Raw genomic sequence first — 15942 nt, 5'->3', positions numbered from 1 at the left:
TTCATGTGCCGTCGTCTTATATGTGTATTAGGTGCTTTCGCTGTCGCGAGCGAGGGGATGACCGGGCTCATAAGCGTGAGGATCGTCGGCAGTGGCAGTTGTTTAGAAGGGACAGCCGCCGCACAGCCCGCCGCCGCGCCCGCTGCGGCACCCGCCGGCGATGCGACCGACGTGAAGCTCCCCGAGCTCGGCGAGAGCGTGACCGAGGGCACGGTCACCCGCTGGCTCAAGGCTGTCGGCGACGATGTCGCGGTCGACGAGCCCCTGCTCGAGATCTCGACCGACAAGGTGGACACCGAGATTCCCTCGCCGGTCGCGGGAACCCTCCAGGAGATCGTCGTCCAGGAGGACGAGACCGTCGCCGTCGGCGCGACTCTCGCCCGTATCGGCAGCGGTGCTGCCGCTCCGGCCGAGGCTCCCGCCCCGGCTCCCGCCGCGGAGGAGAAGCCCGCCGAGCAGCCTGCGCCGGCCGTCGAGGAGAAGCCCGCTGCGGCTGCTCCCGCTCCCGAGAAGCCGGCCGAGCAGCCTGCGCCCGCCGCAGAGAAGCCGGCCGAGCAGGCACCGGCTGCGGCATCGAACGATGACGTCACTTACGTCACTCCCCTCGTCCGCCGTCTGGCGCAGCAGCAGGGCGTCGATCTGAACACCGTCAAGGGCAGTGGCGTCGGTGGCCGGATCCGCAAGGAAGACGTCCTCAAGGCTGCCGAAGCCGCGAAGTCGGCTCCGGCAGCGGCTCCCGCCGCTCCCGCGGCAGCCGCACCCGCTCCCGTCGAGGTTTCTCCGCTGCGCGGAACGACGCAGAAGATGTCGCGTCTGCGCAAGGTGATCGCCGAGCGCGCCGTGGCGTCGATGCAGGCGACCGCGCAGCTGACCACGGTCGTCGAGGTCGACGTGACGAAGGTGGCCGCGCTTCGCGACCGCGTCAAGGGCGACTTCCAGCAGAAGACGGGCGACAAGCTCTCGTTCCTGCCGTTCTTCGCCCTCGCGGCGATCGAAGCGCTCAAGGCGTACCCGATCATCAACTCCACGGTCGAGGGTGACGAGATCGTCTACCCCGCCCACGAGAACGTCGCGATCGCGGTCGACACCGAGCGCGGCCTGCTCACCCCGGTCGTCAAGGACGCGGGCGAGAAGAACATCGCCCAGCTCGCTCGCGAGATCGCCGACCTGGCGGCCCGCACCCGCGACAACAAGCTGAAGCCCGACGAGCTCGCCGGCGGCACGTTCACGCTGACCAACACCGGTTCGCGCGGGGCGCTGTTCGACACGCCCATCGTCTTCCTCCCCCAGTCGGCGATCCTCGGTCTCGGTGCCGTGGTGAAGAAGCCGGGCGTCGTCTCGGTCGACGGGAAGGATGCCATCTCGGTGCGCTCCTACGTGTACCTGGCGCTGTCGTACGACCACCGCATCATCGACGGTGCGGACGCCGCTCGCTTCCTCGGCGCCGTGAAGTCCCGCCTGGAGGGCGCGCAGTTCGAGGGCGACCTCGGGATCTGATCCCTGCCGTAACCGGCTCATGATGGCTGGTTCGCGCCCGTTCTGACGGCGCGGACCAGCCATCGGTCGTTCTCCCGCACGAGAGTGATGTACTGCGGCTCGCCGCCGCCGTCGACGCGGACCACCGAGAGCCCTCCGAAGTCGTCGACGAGTGAGATCCGGGCACCTGCAGGATCCGTGGGTATCGCCTCCCCGGGGTCTGCTCGCCCCTCACGCAAGCTCTGCTCGCACACGATGTCCCCGGCGCACGCCGAGTAGGCGGTGAGCAGTTCTTTCGCCGCATCGACGATGTCTTCCTCGGCGGACGAGGACTCGGCCGGAGACGGTGCCGGGGTCTCCACCGTCAACAGCGGCGTCGGGCGGCCCGGATCGAGGACCGTCGGTCGGACGGACGGATGAGGCGAGGTCGGGCGGGTGGCATCCGGGGTCGGATCACCGCTCGATGAGGACGGCGACGCCGTGGACCCGGTCGGAGGGGCGGGGCTTGTCGCTCCCGTGGGCAGAACCAGCCCGAGCACCACGGCGACACCCGCCGCGACCACTGCGAAGGCGAATGCACGGCGATATCGCCAGATTCCCCATTTCTCTCGAAGGTCGTTCATCGCTGCGGTGACCAGGGTCGCGAGATCGGCGTCGACGGCGGAGAGGAAGATCGGTTGTCGCCGTATGGCGGGCGGAGGTGTGCCGCCGTCATCGACCCGTGGAGCCAGAGGTCCCAGAACCAGCGGAACGGGCGCGGCCCACGCGAACAGCCGTCGCTCCGCCTCCTCCCATGCGAGGGGCGGTTGGGTGAGCACGGCGTCGCGCGCGCCTTCGATCAGTGCGCGATCCTCGTCGTCGATCATCTCCGCCAACTGCGCGAGCGCGGACGCGGTCACCCCCACGGCGTCTTCGCCCTCGACATCGTCGACGAGTACAGGGCAGCCCCGAGCGGTCAGCGCCCAGTTCGCCGCGTGTGCGCGATCCTCCACCCGGCGGCATCCGCGCAGGAGACCGACGGCGAGGGTGACGGACTCGCCGGGGGTGAGTGGCATGCCACTGCGCGTGCGGCGATGAAGGTAGTCGTCCAGATACTCGACGAACGGAGGTGAGGCGGTGGTGCTCATCCGTCGATGGTGGACGAGTCGCCGCTCGCCCCATGCTCGATGAAGAGCGGATGGTGGACAGGACCGAACATCCCTCGCATGGGGAGGAGGGGCATCACGCGCGAAGATAGAATCGTTCCTATGGCCGCTCGTACCTCCACCCCCGAGAAGCGTCCGGGATTCTTCTCGCAGCTTCGCACGCTCTACACCTTCACGCAGAAGGAGTACCGCTGGCTCCCGTTCGCCTTGGCCGGCATCGTGCTGGCGGGTGTCGGTCTCGGCGTGCTGATCGGGTTCCTGATCCCGCCGGTGGCGGTGTGGAGCGTGATCCTGTGGGGCTTCACGGGGCTGCTCGCCGGCATCCTGGTCGGGATGATCACGATGACCCGCCTGTCGACCCACGCGATGTACAAGAAGATCGACGGGATGCCGGGGGCCACCGGCCACGTGCTGTCCTCGTCGCTCGGCCGCAACTGGCAGGCATCCGAGACGCCGATCGGCGTCAACCCGCGCACGCAGGAAGCCGTCTACCGGGCCATCGGTCGCGGCGGCGTCGTCCTCATCGGCGAGGGCTCTCGCACGCGTCTTTCGCGTCTCATGGGCGAGGAGCGGGCCCGTGTGCAGCGTGTGGCGACCGGCGTGCCGATCACGGTCATCTACGTCGGCCACGGCGAAGACGAGGTCGAGATCAAGAATCTCGCCTCGACGATCAAGGGTCTGCCCAAGAAGGTCGACCGCGCCACGATGGCCGCGGTGATCAAGCGTGTCTCGTCGGTGTCCCAGGGACTGGCGTCGCTGCCGATCCCCAAGGGCGTCGACCCTAACAAGATGCGGGCTCCACGCCCCCGTTGAGCAACGAGAAAGGCCCCGCTTCGGCGGGGCCTTCGCTCTGTCAGCTTCGGACGAGGACCGTTCCGACGGCCTTGTCGTGCAGGCCCCGCTGGTCGGCGTCCCAGACGACGGCGGGGATGACGAGGGCGAGAAGCACCGTGCGCACGATCGGTCGCCAGACGCCGACCCATCCCCCGGATGCCAGCTCGAGACGCATCCCCATCAGTCGATGCCCCGGGCTCCCGCCGATCAAGGGGATGAACAGGATCTGCACGGCGAAGAAGATGAGGTTCGTGGCGATCGGGTTGGCGAACGGCACACCCGTCACCGGATCTGGGCTCGAGAAGAACGCGAACCCGATCAGCCCCGCACTCGCGACATCGATCAGGAGGGCGGCGATCCGTCGCCCGGGTCGGGCGATGGAGCCGCGACCCTCGCGGGGAAGGCCGAGCCGCTGGCCCGGATACTCGTTGTCTGCGGCAGCGGTCACGAATCCAGCGTAATCGTGCCCGCGTAACATCCCCGAAACATGCGAGATATGACCGGGACACCGGTTCTGGGTAGGGTCGAGGAGGCTGGCCGAGGTCGGCCTGATCCCGAATGTTCTACCTCTGGAGTCTTCATGTTCAAAGATTCGTCCGAGGTGCTGAAGTTCATCCAGGACGAGGACGTCAAGTTCCTCGATATCCGTTTCACGGATCTTCCTGGTGTGCAGCAGCACTTCAACATCCCCGCCTCGACTGTCGACGAGGAGTTCTTCACCGTCGGACAGCTGTTCGATGGCTCGTCGATCCGCGGGTTCGCGAACATCCACGAGTCGGACATGCAGCTCATCCCTGACGTGACCACCGCGTATGTCGACCAGTTCCGCGAGGCGAAGACCCTCGTGATGATCTTCGACATCTACAACCCGCGCAACGGTGAGATCTACGGCAAGGACCCGCGCCAGGTCGCCAAGAAGGCGGAGAAGTACCTCGCCTCCACCGGCATCGCCGACACCGCGTTCTTCGCCCCCGAGGCCGAGTTCTACATCTTCGACGACGTCCGTTACGAAGTGAAGCAGAACTCGAGCTTCTACTCGGTCGACTCCGAGGAAGGCGCCTGGAACACCGGTCGCGCCGAAGAGGGCGGGAACCTCGCCAACAAGACCCCGTACAAGGGCGGCTACTTCCCCGTTTCGCCGGTCGACAAGACCGCCGATCTGCGCGATGACATCACGCTCAAGCTGATCGAGGCCGGTTTCGTCCTCGAGCGCTCGCACCACGAGGTCGGCACGGGTGGTCAGCAGGAGATCAACTACCGCTTCGACACGATGGTGCACGCGGCCGACGACATCCTGAAGTTCAAGTACATCGTCAAGAACACCTGCGAGGAGTGGGGCAAGGTCGCGACCTTCATGCCCAAGCCCCTCTTCGGTGACAACGGCTCGGGCATGCACACCCACCAGTCGCTGTGGAACGACGGCAAGCCGCTGTTCTACGACGAGACCGGCTACGGCGGGCTCTCCGACATCGCGCGCTGGTACATCGGCGGTCTGCTGGCTCACGCGCCCGCGGTCCTCGCTTTCACCAACCCGACCCTCAACAGCTACCACCGTCTGGTGAAGGGCTTCGAGGCGCCGGTCAACCTGGTGTACTCGGCCGGTAACCGTTCGGCGGCCATCCGCATCCCGATCACGGGGTCGAACCCCAAGGCCAAGCGCATCGAGTTCCGTGCGCCGGACGCTTCGGGCAACCCGTACCTCGCCTTCGCGGCGCAGCTCATGGCGGGCCTCGACGGCATCAAGAACCGCATCGAGCCGCACGAGCCCGTCGACAAGGACCTCTACGAGCTCCCCGCCGAAGAGGCCAAGAACATCCCGCAGGTTCCCAACTCGCTGCTCGACTCGCTCGAGGCCCTTCGCGCCGACCACGAGTTCCTGCTCGCCGGTGGCGTCTTCACCGAGGAGCTCATCGAGACCTGGATCGAGTACAAGATCGAGAACGAGATCCAGCCGATCGCTCAGCGCCCGCACCCCTTCGAGTACGAGCTGTACTTCGGGGTCTGATCGCCCGATCGTCCACGACGCCCGTCCCCGCCGTTTCGCGGGGGCGGGCGTCGTCGTTCGTGCCTCACCTTCCTGTGACCCTCCTGGGTGTCGCGCGGCACGTCTTCGACGCTTTCGTCGAGGTTTGGCAGGATGGAGTCATCGATGAGAGGGGCCATCGTGGGTGACTATCGAGTTGATCCGGACCGCGTGATCGGGGTTCTGGCGAGCGTGGACGATGCCGGTGCCGGGATCGCGGATGCCATCTCCGGCATCGATGCTCTTGCCCTCGAGGGCGGCTCGCTCTCGGTGGACGGCCGCCGCACACTGTCCGCGGCCTGGGGTGACTTCCTGGAGGAGCGGCGTCTGGTTCCCGGGAAGCTCGCGCACATCGTCGCGTCCTCCGCGACGGCCGTAACCGAGGCGACCACCGCAGTGGTCGCCGGCGACGTCGAGATGTCCGTCACGGCGGGTGAAGCGGAGTCCCGCGCGCTGGACGACTGGGGCATCGATTCTCTCGACGCCTACACCTCGGGGGTGTACGGATGACCACGCCGAGTGTCGCTGACCTGCCTCAGGTCCTCGATCCCGCCGTCGTCTCGGGGCTCGCGGAGCGGCTCGTCACGGTGGCGAACGCCACGCAGACGTCGATGTCGACGGTTCATGATCGGTGGAACGTCCTCAGCGACTCCGAGGTGTTCCACGTGACCGGTGCCGAAGGGGTGCCGCGCATGCTGGATCGGCCCCGCGACGACGCCCAGAGCTTCGCGGAATCGCTGGTCGCCGCGCGGAATGCGCTCTACGAGGCGGCATCCTCGGAACTGCCCGATCTCCGCTCTCGTCGCCAGGAGCTGGCATCGCGGATCGACACCGTCGTCGCGGACTACACGTCCGCCGAAGAAGCCAAGGCGATGGCGGACACGACCTACTGGTCGACGCGATCGAGCGGCACTGCCCCTGACGTCGCCGCCGATGCAGCGCTCGGCCGGTCGTCGGCGGTCACGGCGCTGCGCATGGCCCAGGATGCACTCGACACGTTGCGTGACGATATCGAGCGTCTCCGGCGAGACATCGAGGAGTCGGAGGACCGGCTCGCGTCGCGCTTGCGCGGTGTGTCCGGCGGTACCGAGGTCTACGCTGCGGGTGGCGAGCCGCTGCGCGTCGCGCAGACGTTCTGGGGATTCGTCGAGAGCGCGTACCCGGGAGCCCCGGCTGCGGCATCCACGAGCCGGACCCTGGCGGAGCAGCTCACCTACGAACTCGGACGCTCAGCCGAGCGTCGCATCGAGTGGCTCTCGACCGCCGACGAAGACGCGGTGAAGCGGTGGATGGAGGCGCACCCTGATTTCGTTCAAGCGGTCGCTTTCGTCGACCCGCATCGGGCGGGCGACCTCTTCGCCGATCTGGCGTCGACCTCGACGTCGGCACCGAACGGCGAGTGGAACACCGGTCCCCTCGCGCAGCTGCTCGCGCTGGCTCCGCTCGTGGTCGGAAACCTCAACGGCATCCCTGCTCCGCAGCGCGGGATGTTCAACCGGTCCGGGCTCGCGCAAGCGCTCGCCCGCAACGACCTGGACAAGGAGACGCGCTCCCGACTCGAGAAACTCCGGTCGGTGATCGCGCAGCGGGGAGACGACGGTTCCCGTCCGACGCTGCTCAGTCTTTTCCTCGACACAGAGGGGTCACCCCGCGCGAACATTGCTTTCGGCGACGTCGACGACGCCGATCAGATCACCACGCTCACCCATGGCATCCGCACCGATCTGGGTTCACTCGACGAGTGGGCGCGAGGGAGCGCCGACCTGCAGTCCGCCCTGACGAACGAACTGGAGCGTACGGGATCGGACCAGACGACGGCGGTCGTTCTGGTGATGGACTGGGACTCGGGTGGCGTGCTCAGCGTCGGAGGGATCGACCGCCCGGACGCCGGAGCCTCCCGACTCTCGCAGACGTGGCGTGGTCTTCACGCCGTGAATCCTGACGCGCAGCTCGACGCCGGCGCACACTCGCTCGGCACGACCATGACCGGACAGGCCTTAGCCGACAACCCGGGCCTGGTCTCGAACGCGTGGTTCTTCGGCTCGGCCGGCGTCACCTCGCAGGCGGGCGACGAGATCGCCGAACAGATCCGGTCGGGACAGACCCAGCTGTCGGCGACCCACGCGGACGATGACAGCATCGCGGCGTGGGGACGGAGGGACTGGCTCGGGAGCCTGCACGCCGAGGACCCGCGCAACATCCCCGGTGTCGAGGAATTCAGTTCCAATGGGGGTGTGGTCCCCGGCTACGGCTCGCCCGAGGGGGAGTACGGAGAGTCGACGGACAGTCACGACGCCCACAAGAGTGTGAAGGACGAACTCGTCGGATGGACCATCGGTGTGGATGGTTCTCCTGTTCCGCTCTACGAGCCCACCGAGAGGTTTGGGTATCTCGACCCGTCGGCGGAATCGTTCAAGCATTTCGTGGTCGGCTTGCGCGACTCGCTGGATTCGACGGGAGCTCCGGAATGATCGAACGCCGCTGGGTGAAGCTTCCCTCGGTCTTCGCGGCCGCGATCGTCACCGCGACCCTTTTGACCGGATGTGGAGGTCCGCAGATGACACCCGTGGAGACGCCGACGAGCGAGCAGAGCTTCGACGAAGCGAAAGCGGCGAACGCTGAGTTCAAGGCCGCCGTGGCCGACGTGCAGAAGCAGCTGTTTGCCGGGGAGTGGCGCGTCGAAGAGTACGGAGACATCCCCGAGTCGTGCGACGACGGGTACGAATTCTTCCTCCGCCGGAAGCTGCCCGAGGGATTCTCCTTCGCGGAGCAGGGCCCGCAGCGCTTGGAGGAACTGCGCGCGTGGATGGGCGAAAACGGCTGGCGCGTGGAGCCCGGTCCGTCTTACGGGCCGGGCATCGACAACGTCGTGATCGTCGGCTCGAAGCCGGATGCGAAGGTGGCGCGGCTCGATATCGATCTGCTTCCCGGGGTGGCCGCGGAGGGGACCGTCGACGTGCTCGAGCTCAGGGCCACCTCTACCTGCGAGCCCGGCGATGCCGCGGCGCTCCTCGAACAGCTGCACGGCCCGCTCCGCGCGGTTCCGGAAGACACCGGTATCCCGGACCTGGAGAGCCCCGATGCCACTCCCCTGTTCGAGCGGTTCACAGGCTGAACGCGCTCAGGAGGCTGATCGGGCCGCTCGCCTCCGCTCCTGAAAGACGCGGATCGCGTCATATCGCTCGGTCGAGCGCGCTTGCCGTTTCGCCGCCTCTTCTTCTCTCGGCACGACCATGACCGGTCAGGCCTTGTCCGACAACCCCGGACTGGTCTCGCACGTGTGGTTCTTCGGCTCGGCGGGGGTGACCCCGCAGACGGGCGATGAGCTCGCCGCGCAGATCCGCTCCGGGCAGACCGAGTTGTTCTCGACCCACGCGGACGACGACAACATCGCGGAGTGGGGACGCAAGGACTGGTTGGGCAGCGCGCACGCGGTCGACCCGCGCGATATCCCGGGCGTCGAGCGCTTCGGGTCCAACGGCGGGGTCGTGCCCGGGTACGGCTCCCCTCGCGGCGAGTACGGGGAATCGACCGACAGCCACGACGCGCACAACAGCACCAAGGACGTGATCGTCGGGTGGAGTGTCGGGCCGGGCGGTGCCATGATTCCTCGCTACGAATCGAGGGAGCAGACCGGCTATCTGGATCCTTCCGCTGAGTCTTTCAAGCATTTCGTGGTGGGATTGCGCGAGGCGCTGGAAACGGCAGGAGCGAATTGATGACGAATCGCGGCAGCAGACGAGGGCCCCTTGTCCTCCTTGGCGCGGTGATCGCCGCGGTCGTCTTGACAGGATGTGGAGGTCCGCAAATGTCCCCTCAGGCCACCCCTTCCGAGGAGATCAGCTTCGCCGCTGCCAAAGAGCAGAATCTCGCCTTCAAAGAGACCGTCGCCGAGGTGCAGAAGCAGATCTTCACCGGGGAGTGGCGCGTCGCCGAGTACGGCGATGTGCCGGAACGATGCGACGAGGGGTACGAGTTCTTCCTGCGCCGGAATCTGCCCGAGGGTTTCTCCTTCAACGGTGAGGGCCCGCAGCGCATGGCGGATCTCCGAGCGTGGATGACGGAAAGCGGATGGCAGGTCGCTCCGTCGCCCACCTACGGAGAGGGCATCGACAACATCGTGATCGTGGCGGGCAAGCCCGAGGCAAAGGTGTCTCGGCTCGACGTCGACTTCATCTCGGGCAGCGCGGCGGACGGCACGGTCGATGTGCTCGAACTTCGTGCGACCTCGACCTGCGAGCCTGGCGATGCCGCGGCCCTGCTGGAGCAGCTGCGCGGCCCGCTGCAGGCGGTGCCCGAAGACACCGGTATCCCGGATCTGGAGAGCCCCGACGCCACTCCCCTGTTCGAGCGACACACCGAGGGCTGACACGCGGCGGGCTCAGCCCGCGCGCTCCGCACGCCTCCGCTCCTGGAAGACGCGGATCGCCTCGTATCGCTCGGCCGAGCGCGCTTGCCGTTTCGCCGCCTCTTCTTCGCGGACCTTCGGCGGGGCGTTCGTCACCAGGTCGTCGAGGAGATGACGGACGGATGCCGAGATCTCGGCCACCGCGCGGTCGAAGACCTCCTGGTTGGCCCGTGAGGGTTTCGTCGTCCCCACGATCTTGCGGACGAACTGCAGAGCAGCGTCATGGCACTCGGCATCCGTCGCCGGAGGTGCGAAGTTGTGGAGCGGGACGATGTTGCGGCACATGGCGTCAGGTTAGGCCCGTTGCGGCGTCGCCGCGAGGTGCCTGCGATCACGGTGTCGGGATCTCGACCAGTCGGAACCATCGCCCGGTCGGCTGGAGGCGAGACAGGGCGGGCAGGAAGTGCGGGTCGCTGACGTGTCCGTCGAAGTCGACCGTCGTCAGACCACGATGGGCGAGGATCGCCATGGCGCGACGGATGCAGCCCTCGACGAGGTGCTCCCCGTCGGCCTGGTCGCGCCTCGTCGTCTCGGCGACGATGAGAGGCGGATCGGTGTCCCGATACGTGAGGGCGAGCGCCGATATGCGGCCCTGGTCATCCACGGCGGCGGCAGAGGCATCCACGTCCAGAACAGCCCACAGATCTTCGTTGAGAGCGGCCTCGAAACCGGCGCGGACCGGGCTCCAGGTCTCGTGCGTCCAGCGATACATCGCCGCATGCGCGGCTTCGACCCGGTCTTTCTCGATACCCGCGAGAGGCTGCACGTGCGCGTGCGACCGCAAGGACGTGCGTGTCGACAGATCGACCCGCGCGGGCGGAACGATCTGAGTGGTGACGGCTCCCCGCGCGTCCGCGAACAGCATCTTCTCTTCGTCGACGTAGCCGCGTGCGGCGAATGGGACATCGCGTGACCGCAGGGTCGCCAGATGACGGAGCATCGCCGTCCCGATCCCCCGCCGCCGCATCTCGGGATGCACGACGATATCGAACCAGAAACGCGCGTCGTGGACGCGGGACAGCCAGATCGCTCCCGCCGCGACGATCTCGCCGCCGTCGATCGCCACAGCCGACCTCGTCTCGCTATCGCGCCAGAGGTCCGCTGCGAGGCTACGGTCGTGCCACCACGGTGGGGACGAGTGCAGGTCATCCTCGGTCAGCGATCGGAAGTGCATGGATCCATCGAAGCACGTGCCCTCCCCGAAGCCCGGTACCTCGTCCCTCCGTCTTCGGGTCGCTGCGCTCAGATCCCCGGCTCCCGGCATCCCCACAGGTGCCGTGCCGCCGTGATGTCGGAGGGGGACGGAAGGATGGATGCCATGCCCCTGCCTTACTCTTCGCGTCCCTGGCTGAGCTCCTACGCCGACGGGGTGCCGCACGAGATCGACGCACCGACGCAGACGCTGCCCGAGATGATGGCCGCGAGCGTGTCGCGGTACGGGAAAGGGCCGGCGCTCGAGTTCTTCGGCGCCACGACGACGTATCGCGAACTCGGGCGCCTGATCGACCGCGCGGCGGAGGGTCTGCGCAGGCTCGGCGTCCGCGCCGGTGATCGCGTCGCTCTGGTGCTGCCGAACTGTCCGCAGCACGTGGCGGCGTTCTACGCCGCGCTGCGGCTCGGGGCCATCGTCATCGAACACAACCCGATCTACACGCCGCGCGAACTGCGTCACCAGTTCGAGGACCACGGCGCACGCTTCGCCATCGTGTGGGACAAGATCGCCGATGTCGTCGCCGAGTTCCCCGCCGACCTGGCGCTCGAACACGTCATCAGCGTCGACATCACGAGGGCCATGCCGCGTGCGAAGCGCTTGGCGCTCCGGCTTCCGGTCCGCAAGGCCCGAGAGGCGCGCGCGCAGCTGACCGCGACACCGACATCGAAGCGGGCGCGCCCCTGGGAGACGCTCCTCACGCACGGCACGCTCTCGCGAAAGCACCGGGGACCGCGCCTCGACGACATTGCGTTGCTGCAGTACACGAGCGGCACGACGGGGAGCCCGAAGGGCGCCGTGCTGACCCACGCCAACCTCCGCGCGAACGCGATGCAAGGGCGCGCCTGGGTTCCCGGGCTCCGCGACGGGGAAGAGACGTTCTACGGCGTCCTCCCCCTGTTCCACGCGTACGGGCTGACCCTGTGCCTGACCTTCGCGATGAGCATCGGGGCCAAGCTCGTACTCTTCCCGAAGTACGACCTCGAGCTCGTGGCATCCGCGATTCCGAAGAGCCCGCCGACCTTCCTGCCGGCCGTTCCGCCCATCTACGACCAGCTCGCCCGCGCCGCGGCCCGCGGCACGATCGACCTCTCGACCGTGCGGTTCGCGATCTCGGGGGCGATGAGTCTCCCCGTCGCGACGGTCGATCGCTGGGAGGCGGCGACCGGCGGCCTGCTGGTCGAGGGCTACGGCATGACCGAGTCCTCGCCCGTCGCCCTCGGAAACCCGATCGGGCCGTCGCGCCGTCCGGGTACGGTCGGCGTCCCCTTCCCCAGCACCGAGATCCGTGTCGTCGACCCGGCTGACCCCGAGAACGACGTCGCGCTCGGCGAGACGGGCGAGTTGCTGCTGCGGGGTCCGCAGGTGTTCCAGGGCTACTGGAACCGTCCCGCCGACACCGCCGAGACCCTGCTCGACGGCGGGTGGCTGCGCACGGGCGACATCGCTTCGGTCTCCCCCGACGGCTTCGTGACGATCGTCGATCGGTTGAAGGAGATCATCATCACGGGCGGCTTCAACGTGTCGCCCAGCGAGGTCGAAGACGTGCTCGTCGGTCATCCCGACATCGAGGCGGCTGCGGTCGTCGCACTGCCGAAGCCCCGCGGGGGCGAAGACGTTGCGGCGGCCATCGTCGTGCGCGACGGCGTCGACCTCCCCGCGGATGCGGTTCGCGACTTCTGCAAGACGCGACTCGCGGCCTACAAGGTCCCGCGCCGGGTGATCGTCGTCGACGATCTCCCCCGCTCGCTGATCGGCAAGGTTCTCCGTCGGGAGGTGCGCGAGCGCCTCATGTCCTGACGGAGGAGGGATGCCACGGCCCCGGGGCCACGGCATCCCTCCCGCCGGGACCGATCAGCCGTAGAAGAGCTTCTCGAAGACGCGTCGCGCGCGGCGGGTCGCGCCGAGGAAGTCCTCCTCGACCTGCGTCGCGGAGCGCGGCGGATATTCGAGGATGCGTCCGATGCCGTCGAGGCGGGCGCGGTCGGCGGGGAGGACGTCGCTCGTCTGCCCTGAGAGCAGGGTGTTCGCGGACCGCAAGCGACTGGCGAGGTGCCAGGATGCCGCGAGCTTCTCCGCCGCATCGGCGGGGACGAGACCGGCTTCCACCGCCGCGCTCAGCGCGCCGAGCGTCGACGTCGTCCGAAGCGCCGGCACAGCGCGCGCGTGCTGCAGCTGGATGATCTGCACGAGCCACTCGACATCGCTCAGCGATCCCGGGCCGAGCTTCAGGTGGCGCGCGGGATCGGCGCCCTGCGGGAGACGCTCGTTCTCGACGCGCGCCTTGATACGGCGAATCTCGCGCAGGCCGTTCGGGTCGGCTTTCTCCGGGTAGCGCACCTCGTCGGCGAGAGCCATGAAGTCCGCGATGAGCTTGACGCTTCCCGCGACCCCTCGCGCCCGCAGGAGAGCCTGCGCCTCCCATGAGAGCGACCATCGGCGGTAGTACTCGGCGTAGGCGTCGAGAGAGCGGGCGAGCGGCCCGCTCCGGCCCTCGGGGCGCAGCTCGGCGTCGAGATCGAGGGGAAGGCGATGGTCCTCGGAGTGCTCCCGCAGCCCGGCGACGATCTTCAGAGCGAGGGTGTTCGCGCGCTGGGGGTCGAGACCGTTCGCCCGGTAGACGTACATGACATCGGCATCCGACCCGAACCCCAGCTCGCGGCCGCCGAAGCGTCCCATCGCGATGACCGAGAAGTCGAGATCGTCGTCCTCGGGCGGAACGACGGCCCGGCGCACCGCACGCAGAGTCGCTTGGATCGTCGTCTCGGTGATGGTGGTGAGCGCGTCGGAGAGCTCCTCGAGCGAGACGACCTCGAGGACGGCGGCCATCGCGACCCGGAGCATCTCGCGCCGCCGGAGGGCCCGGACGGAACGCATCGCGTCGTCGATGTTCTGCCAGCGCGTCTGGATCGCCCGCGCTTCGTCTTCGAGTGCTTTGCCGGAGCGGGGACGCAGCAGCGCGTCGTCGTCCAGCCAGGCGACCGCCTCGGGGATCCACTCCATCAGTTCGCCGATGTACCGCGAACCGGAGAGCACTCGGGTGAGGCTCTCGGCCGCCCCGGCGGAGTCGCGCAGCACGCGCAGGAACCAGGGCGTGTTGCCCAGACGCTCGCTGATGCGGCGGAACACGAGCAGCCCGTAGTCGGGGTCGACGCCGTCGGCGAACCACCGGATCATCACCGGCATGAGGTGCCGCTGAATGGTCGCCTTGCGGCTCAGGCCGCTGGTGAGCGCCGCGATGTGGCGAAGCGCTCCGGCGGGATCGCGGAAGCCGATGGCAGCGAGGCGATCGCGCGCCTGCTCGGTCGACAGCGTCCGCTCCCCCTCGGGCAGAGCGGCGACGGCCGAGAGCAGGGGCCGGTAGAACAGGCGCACGTGGATGTCGCGCACCTCGCGCTTGATGCCTTCCCACGCCGCCTGCACGCCCTCGGCGGAATCCGACAGGCGTGTCGCCCGCGCGAGCACACGAAGGTCTTCGGGTTTCTCGGGCAGCAGCGCCGTCCGCCGCAGCCCGCGCAGTTGCAGGCGGTGTTCGAGCAAGCGCAGAAGACGGTAGTCGCGGCCGAAGGCCTCCGCTTCGGAGCGGCCGATGTACCCCTCGGCCACGAGGGCGTCCAGCGCCTCGAGCGTGCCGCGCTGTCGGATCCGTTCGTCGGTGAGGCCGTGCACCAGCTGGAGGAGTTGCACCGTGAACTCCACATCCCGGATGCCTCCCGGCCCCAGCTTCAGCTGCCTGTTCACCTCGCTCGCGGGAATGTGGTCGGTGACGCGCTCGCGCATGCGCTGCACGCCCTCGACGAAGTTCTCGCGCGCGGCGCTGTGCCAGACCAGGGGCTGCATCGCGGAGACGTAGTCGGCGCCGAGCTGCGCGTCCCCCGCGATCGCCCGGGCTTTCAGGAGCGCCTGGAACTCCCAGCTCTTCGCCCAGCGGTCGTAGTACTGCCGATGGGAACCGAGGCTCCGCACCAGCGCCCCCTGCTTGCCCTCGGGGCGCAGGTTCGGGTCGACCTCCCACAGCGGCGGCTCGATCTCGGGCCCCGAGATCCCGCGCATCGTCTGCACCGCGAGGCGCGTGCCGATGTCGATCGCGCGCGCTTCGGACACGACCTCCTCGTCCGACGAGCCGCCGACGAAGATCACGTCGACATCGCTGACGTAGTTCAGCTCGCGGGCACCGGTCTTGCCCATCGCGATGATCGCGAACTGCGTCGCCTCGACCTGCACGCGTGGGAACGCGGCCGGTCCCGTCCCGGACACGCGCGCGCGGGCGACGCTCAGCGAGGCCTCGAGTGCCGCTCCCGCCAGATCGGCAAGGGATGCCGAGACCATGTCGATCGCTGCGGCAGGGTCGTCCTGGCCGAGGTCGTACGCGGCGATCCGGGCCAGCAGACGCCGGTAGCGCACGCGCAGGGCGAGCCACGCGGCATCCGAGGAGTCCGAGGCGAAGCCGTCCTGGTCACCGACGGAGGCGAGGAGCTCGGCGCGCATCGCTTGCTCGTCGGGGATGGTCAAGCCGGCCCCGGCGAGGTGGACGAGCTCTTCCGGGTGGCGGAGGTAGAACTCTGCGAACCCGTCGGACGCCCCGACGATATCCCAGAGCGCTCGCCACGCGCCGACGTCTGCGGCGCAGGAGCGCACGGCATCCGTGTCCCGGCGAGCGATCTGCACGATCGACGACAGAGCGCGATCGGGGTCGGCGACCCGTTGCGCCAGCGTCGTGATGTCGGTCCGCGAGACACCGACGAGCTCGTCGAGCTCGCCGAGGAGCGCATCGGCTTCCGCGAGTCGCGAGAAGCCGATGCGCGCCAGGGCGGTGAGCGCCGTCGATCGATCGCCCGAGATCATC

The 15942-nt window shown here is 68.3% G+C and carries 14 protein-coding genes; 9 read left to right on the top strand and 5 right to left on the bottom strand.

The window, feature by feature from the left end:
* The coding region (sucB, locus tag NS220_RS09375) for a 2-oxoglutarate dehydrogenase, E2 component, dihydrolipoamide succinyltransferase (protein WP_242864579.1) at positions 1-1497 on the top strand (1497 nt) is incomplete at its 5' end.
* Between the two features lie 17 nt (positions 1498-1514).
* On the opposite strand, the gene NS220_RS09370 is transcribed toward sucB, so the two are convergent.
* Complete coding sequence (locus NS220_RS09370) at positions 1515-2603, bottom strand: hypothetical protein (protein WP_058623809.1); 1089 nt, start codon at positions 2601-2603, stop codon at positions 1515-1517.
* A 120-nt stretch (positions 2604-2723) separates the two neighbouring features.
* Here NS220_RS09370 and NS220_RS09365 point away from each other — a divergent pair, with 120 nt between their 5' ends.
* Positions 2724-3434 (top strand): DUF4191 domain-containing protein, encoded by a 711-nt coding sequence (locus NS220_RS09365; RefSeq protein WP_058623808.1) that lies wholly within the window; start codon positions 2724-2726, stop codon positions 3432-3434.
* Positions 3435-3474: 40 nt separating this feature from the next.
* Here the strand turns inward: NS220_RS09365 and NS220_RS09360 are convergent, their stop codons facing one another.
* Complete coding sequence (locus NS220_RS09360; RefSeq protein ID WP_058623807.1) at positions 3475-3933, bottom strand: RDD family protein; 459 nt, start codon at positions 3931-3933, stop codon at positions 3475-3477.
* Positions 3934-4035: 102 nt separating this feature from the next.
* Between NS220_RS09360 and glnA the strand changes: the two genes are divergently transcribed.
* From glnA to NS220_RS09330, 6 genes are all read left to right on the top strand, one after another.
* Positions 4036-5460 carry a type I glutamate--ammonia ligase gene (gene glnA / locus NS220_RS09355; protein ID WP_013586539.1) on the top strand — a complete coding sequence of 475 codons (1425 nt, stop codon included), beginning with the start codon at positions 4036-4038 and terminating at the stop codon, positions 5458-5460.
* 144 nt (positions 5461-5604) lie between these two features.
* Positions 5605-5988: a DUF6507 family protein gene (locus tag NS220_RS09350; RefSeq protein ID WP_153004236.1), complete on the top strand. Its 384-nt coding sequence runs from the start codon at positions 5605-5607 to the stop codon at positions 5986-5988.
* Complete coding sequence (locus tag NS220_RS09345) at positions 5985-7949, top strand: alpha/beta hydrolase (protein WP_058623805.1); 1965 nt, start codon at positions 5985-5987, stop codon at positions 7947-7949. The genes NS220_RS09350 and NS220_RS09345 overlap by 4 nt, the downstream gene beginning before the upstream one ends.
* Positions 7946-8593: a hypothetical protein gene (locus tag NS220_RS09340; RefSeq protein ID WP_058623804.1), complete on the top strand. Its 648-nt coding sequence runs from the start codon at positions 7946-7948 to the stop codon at positions 8591-8593. Before NS220_RS09345 ends, NS220_RS09340 begins: the two co-directional genes overlap by 4 nt.
* 118 nt (positions 8594-8711) lie before the next feature.
* The gene (locus NS220_RS09335) at positions 8712-9197 is read left to right on the top strand and encodes a hypothetical protein (RefSeq protein WP_058623803.1); all 486 of its coding nucleotides are present in this window, start codon (positions 8712-8714) and stop codon (positions 9195-9197) included.
* 89 nt (positions 9198-9286) lie between these two features.
* Entirely contained in the window at positions 9287-9847 is a 561-nt protein-coding gene (locus NS220_RS09330; RefSeq protein ID WP_058623802.1) for a hypothetical protein, read from the top strand.
* A gap of 12 nt (positions 9848-9859) precedes the next feature.
* Here the strand turns inward: NS220_RS09330 and NS220_RS09325 are convergent, their stop codons facing one another.
* A complete protein-coding gene (locus tag NS220_RS09325) occupies positions 9860-10171 on the bottom strand; it encodes a DUF2277 domain-containing protein (RefSeq protein WP_058623801.1) in 312 nt (103 codons plus the stop codon).
* Between the two features lie 46 nt (positions 10172-10217).
* The gene (locus tag NS220_RS09320; RefSeq protein WP_058623800.1) at positions 10218-11060 is read right to left on the bottom strand and encodes a GNAT family N-acetyltransferase; all 843 of its coding nucleotides are present in this window, start codon (positions 11058-11060) and stop codon (positions 10218-10220) included.
* Positions 11061-11204: 144 nt separating this feature from the next.
* Here NS220_RS09320 and NS220_RS09315 point away from each other — a divergent pair, with 144 nt between their 5' ends.
* Positions 11205-12896 (top strand): long-chain-fatty-acid--CoA ligase, encoded by a 1692-nt coding sequence (locus tag NS220_RS09315; RefSeq protein ID WP_153004235.1) that lies wholly within the window; start codon positions 11205-11207, stop codon positions 12894-12896.
* A gap of 54 nt (positions 12897-12950) precedes the next feature.
* Here the strand turns inward: NS220_RS09315 and NS220_RS09310 are convergent, their stop codons facing one another.
* Complete coding sequence (locus NS220_RS09310; RefSeq protein ID WP_058623798.1) at positions 12951-15941, bottom strand: bifunctional [glutamine synthetase] adenylyltransferase/[glutamine synthetase]-adenylyl-L-tyrosine phosphorylase; 2991 nt, start codon at positions 15939-15941, stop codon at positions 12951-12953.
* Position 15942 lies beyond the last annotated feature (1 nt).

The sequence above is a fragment of the Microbacterium testaceum genome, from assembly GCF_001476655.1.
Lineage (GTDB): Bacteria > Actinomycetota > Actinomycetes > Actinomycetales > Microbacteriaceae > Microbacterium > Microbacterium testaceum_C.
Note: the sequence above shows the minus strand (reverse complement) of the source record. Positions and strands in the feature narration are given on the sequence as shown.

What these genes read in the sequence shown, in the direction of transcription:
- NS220_RS09370 (WP_058623809.1), bottom strand. Translation starts at nt 2,603, where the DNA reads ATGAGCACCACCGCCTCACCTCCGTTCGTCGAGTATCTGGACGACTAC.
- NS220_RS09365 (WP_058623808.1), top strand. Translation starts at nt 2,724, where the DNA reads ATGGCCGCTCGTACCTCCACCCCCGAGAAGCGTCCGGGATTCTTCTCG.
- NS220_RS09360 (WP_058623807.1), bottom strand. Translation starts at nt 3,933, where the DNA reads ATGTTACGCGGGCACGATTACGCTGGATTCGTGACCGCTGCCGCAGAC.
- glnA (WP_013586539.1), top strand. Translation starts at nt 4,036, where the DNA reads ATGTTCAAAGATTCGTCCGAGGTGCTGAAGTTCATCCAGGACGAGGAC.
- NS220_RS09350 (WP_153004236.1), top strand. Translation starts at nt 5,605, where the DNA reads ATGAGAGGGGCCATCGTGGGTGACTATCGAGTTGATCCGGACCGCGTG.
- NS220_RS09345 (WP_058623805.1), top strand. Translation starts at nt 5,985, where the DNA reads ATGACCACGCCGAGTGTCGCTGACCTGCCTCAGGTCCTCGATCCCGCC.
- NS220_RS09340 (WP_058623804.1), top strand. Translation starts at nt 7,946, where the DNA reads ATGATCGAACGCCGCTGGGTGAAGCTTCCCTCGGTCTTCGCGGCCGCG.
- NS220_RS09335 (WP_058623803.1), top strand. Translation starts at nt 8,712, where the DNA reads ATGACCGGTCAGGCCTTGTCCGACAACCCCGGACTGGTCTCGCACGTG.
- NS220_RS09330 (WP_058623802.1), top strand. Translation starts at nt 9,287, where the DNA reads ATGTCCCCTCAGGCCACCCCTTCCGAGGAGATCAGCTTCGCCGCTGCC.
- NS220_RS09325 (WP_058623801.1), bottom strand. Translation starts at nt 10,171, where the DNA reads ATGTGCCGCAACATCGTCCCGCTCCACAACTTCGCACCTCCGGCGACG.
- NS220_RS09320 (WP_058623800.1), bottom strand. Translation starts at nt 11,060, where the DNA reads ATGCACTTCCGATCGCTGACCGAGGATGACCTGCACTCGTCCCCACCG.
- NS220_RS09315 (WP_153004235.1), top strand. Translation starts at nt 11,205, where the DNA reads ATGCCCCTGCCTTACTCTTCGCGTCCCTGGCTGAGCTCCTACGCCGAC.
- NS220_RS09310 (WP_058623798.1), bottom strand. Translation starts at nt 15,941, where the DNA reads ATGATCTCGGGCGATCGATCGACGGCGCTCACCGCCCTGGCGCGCATC.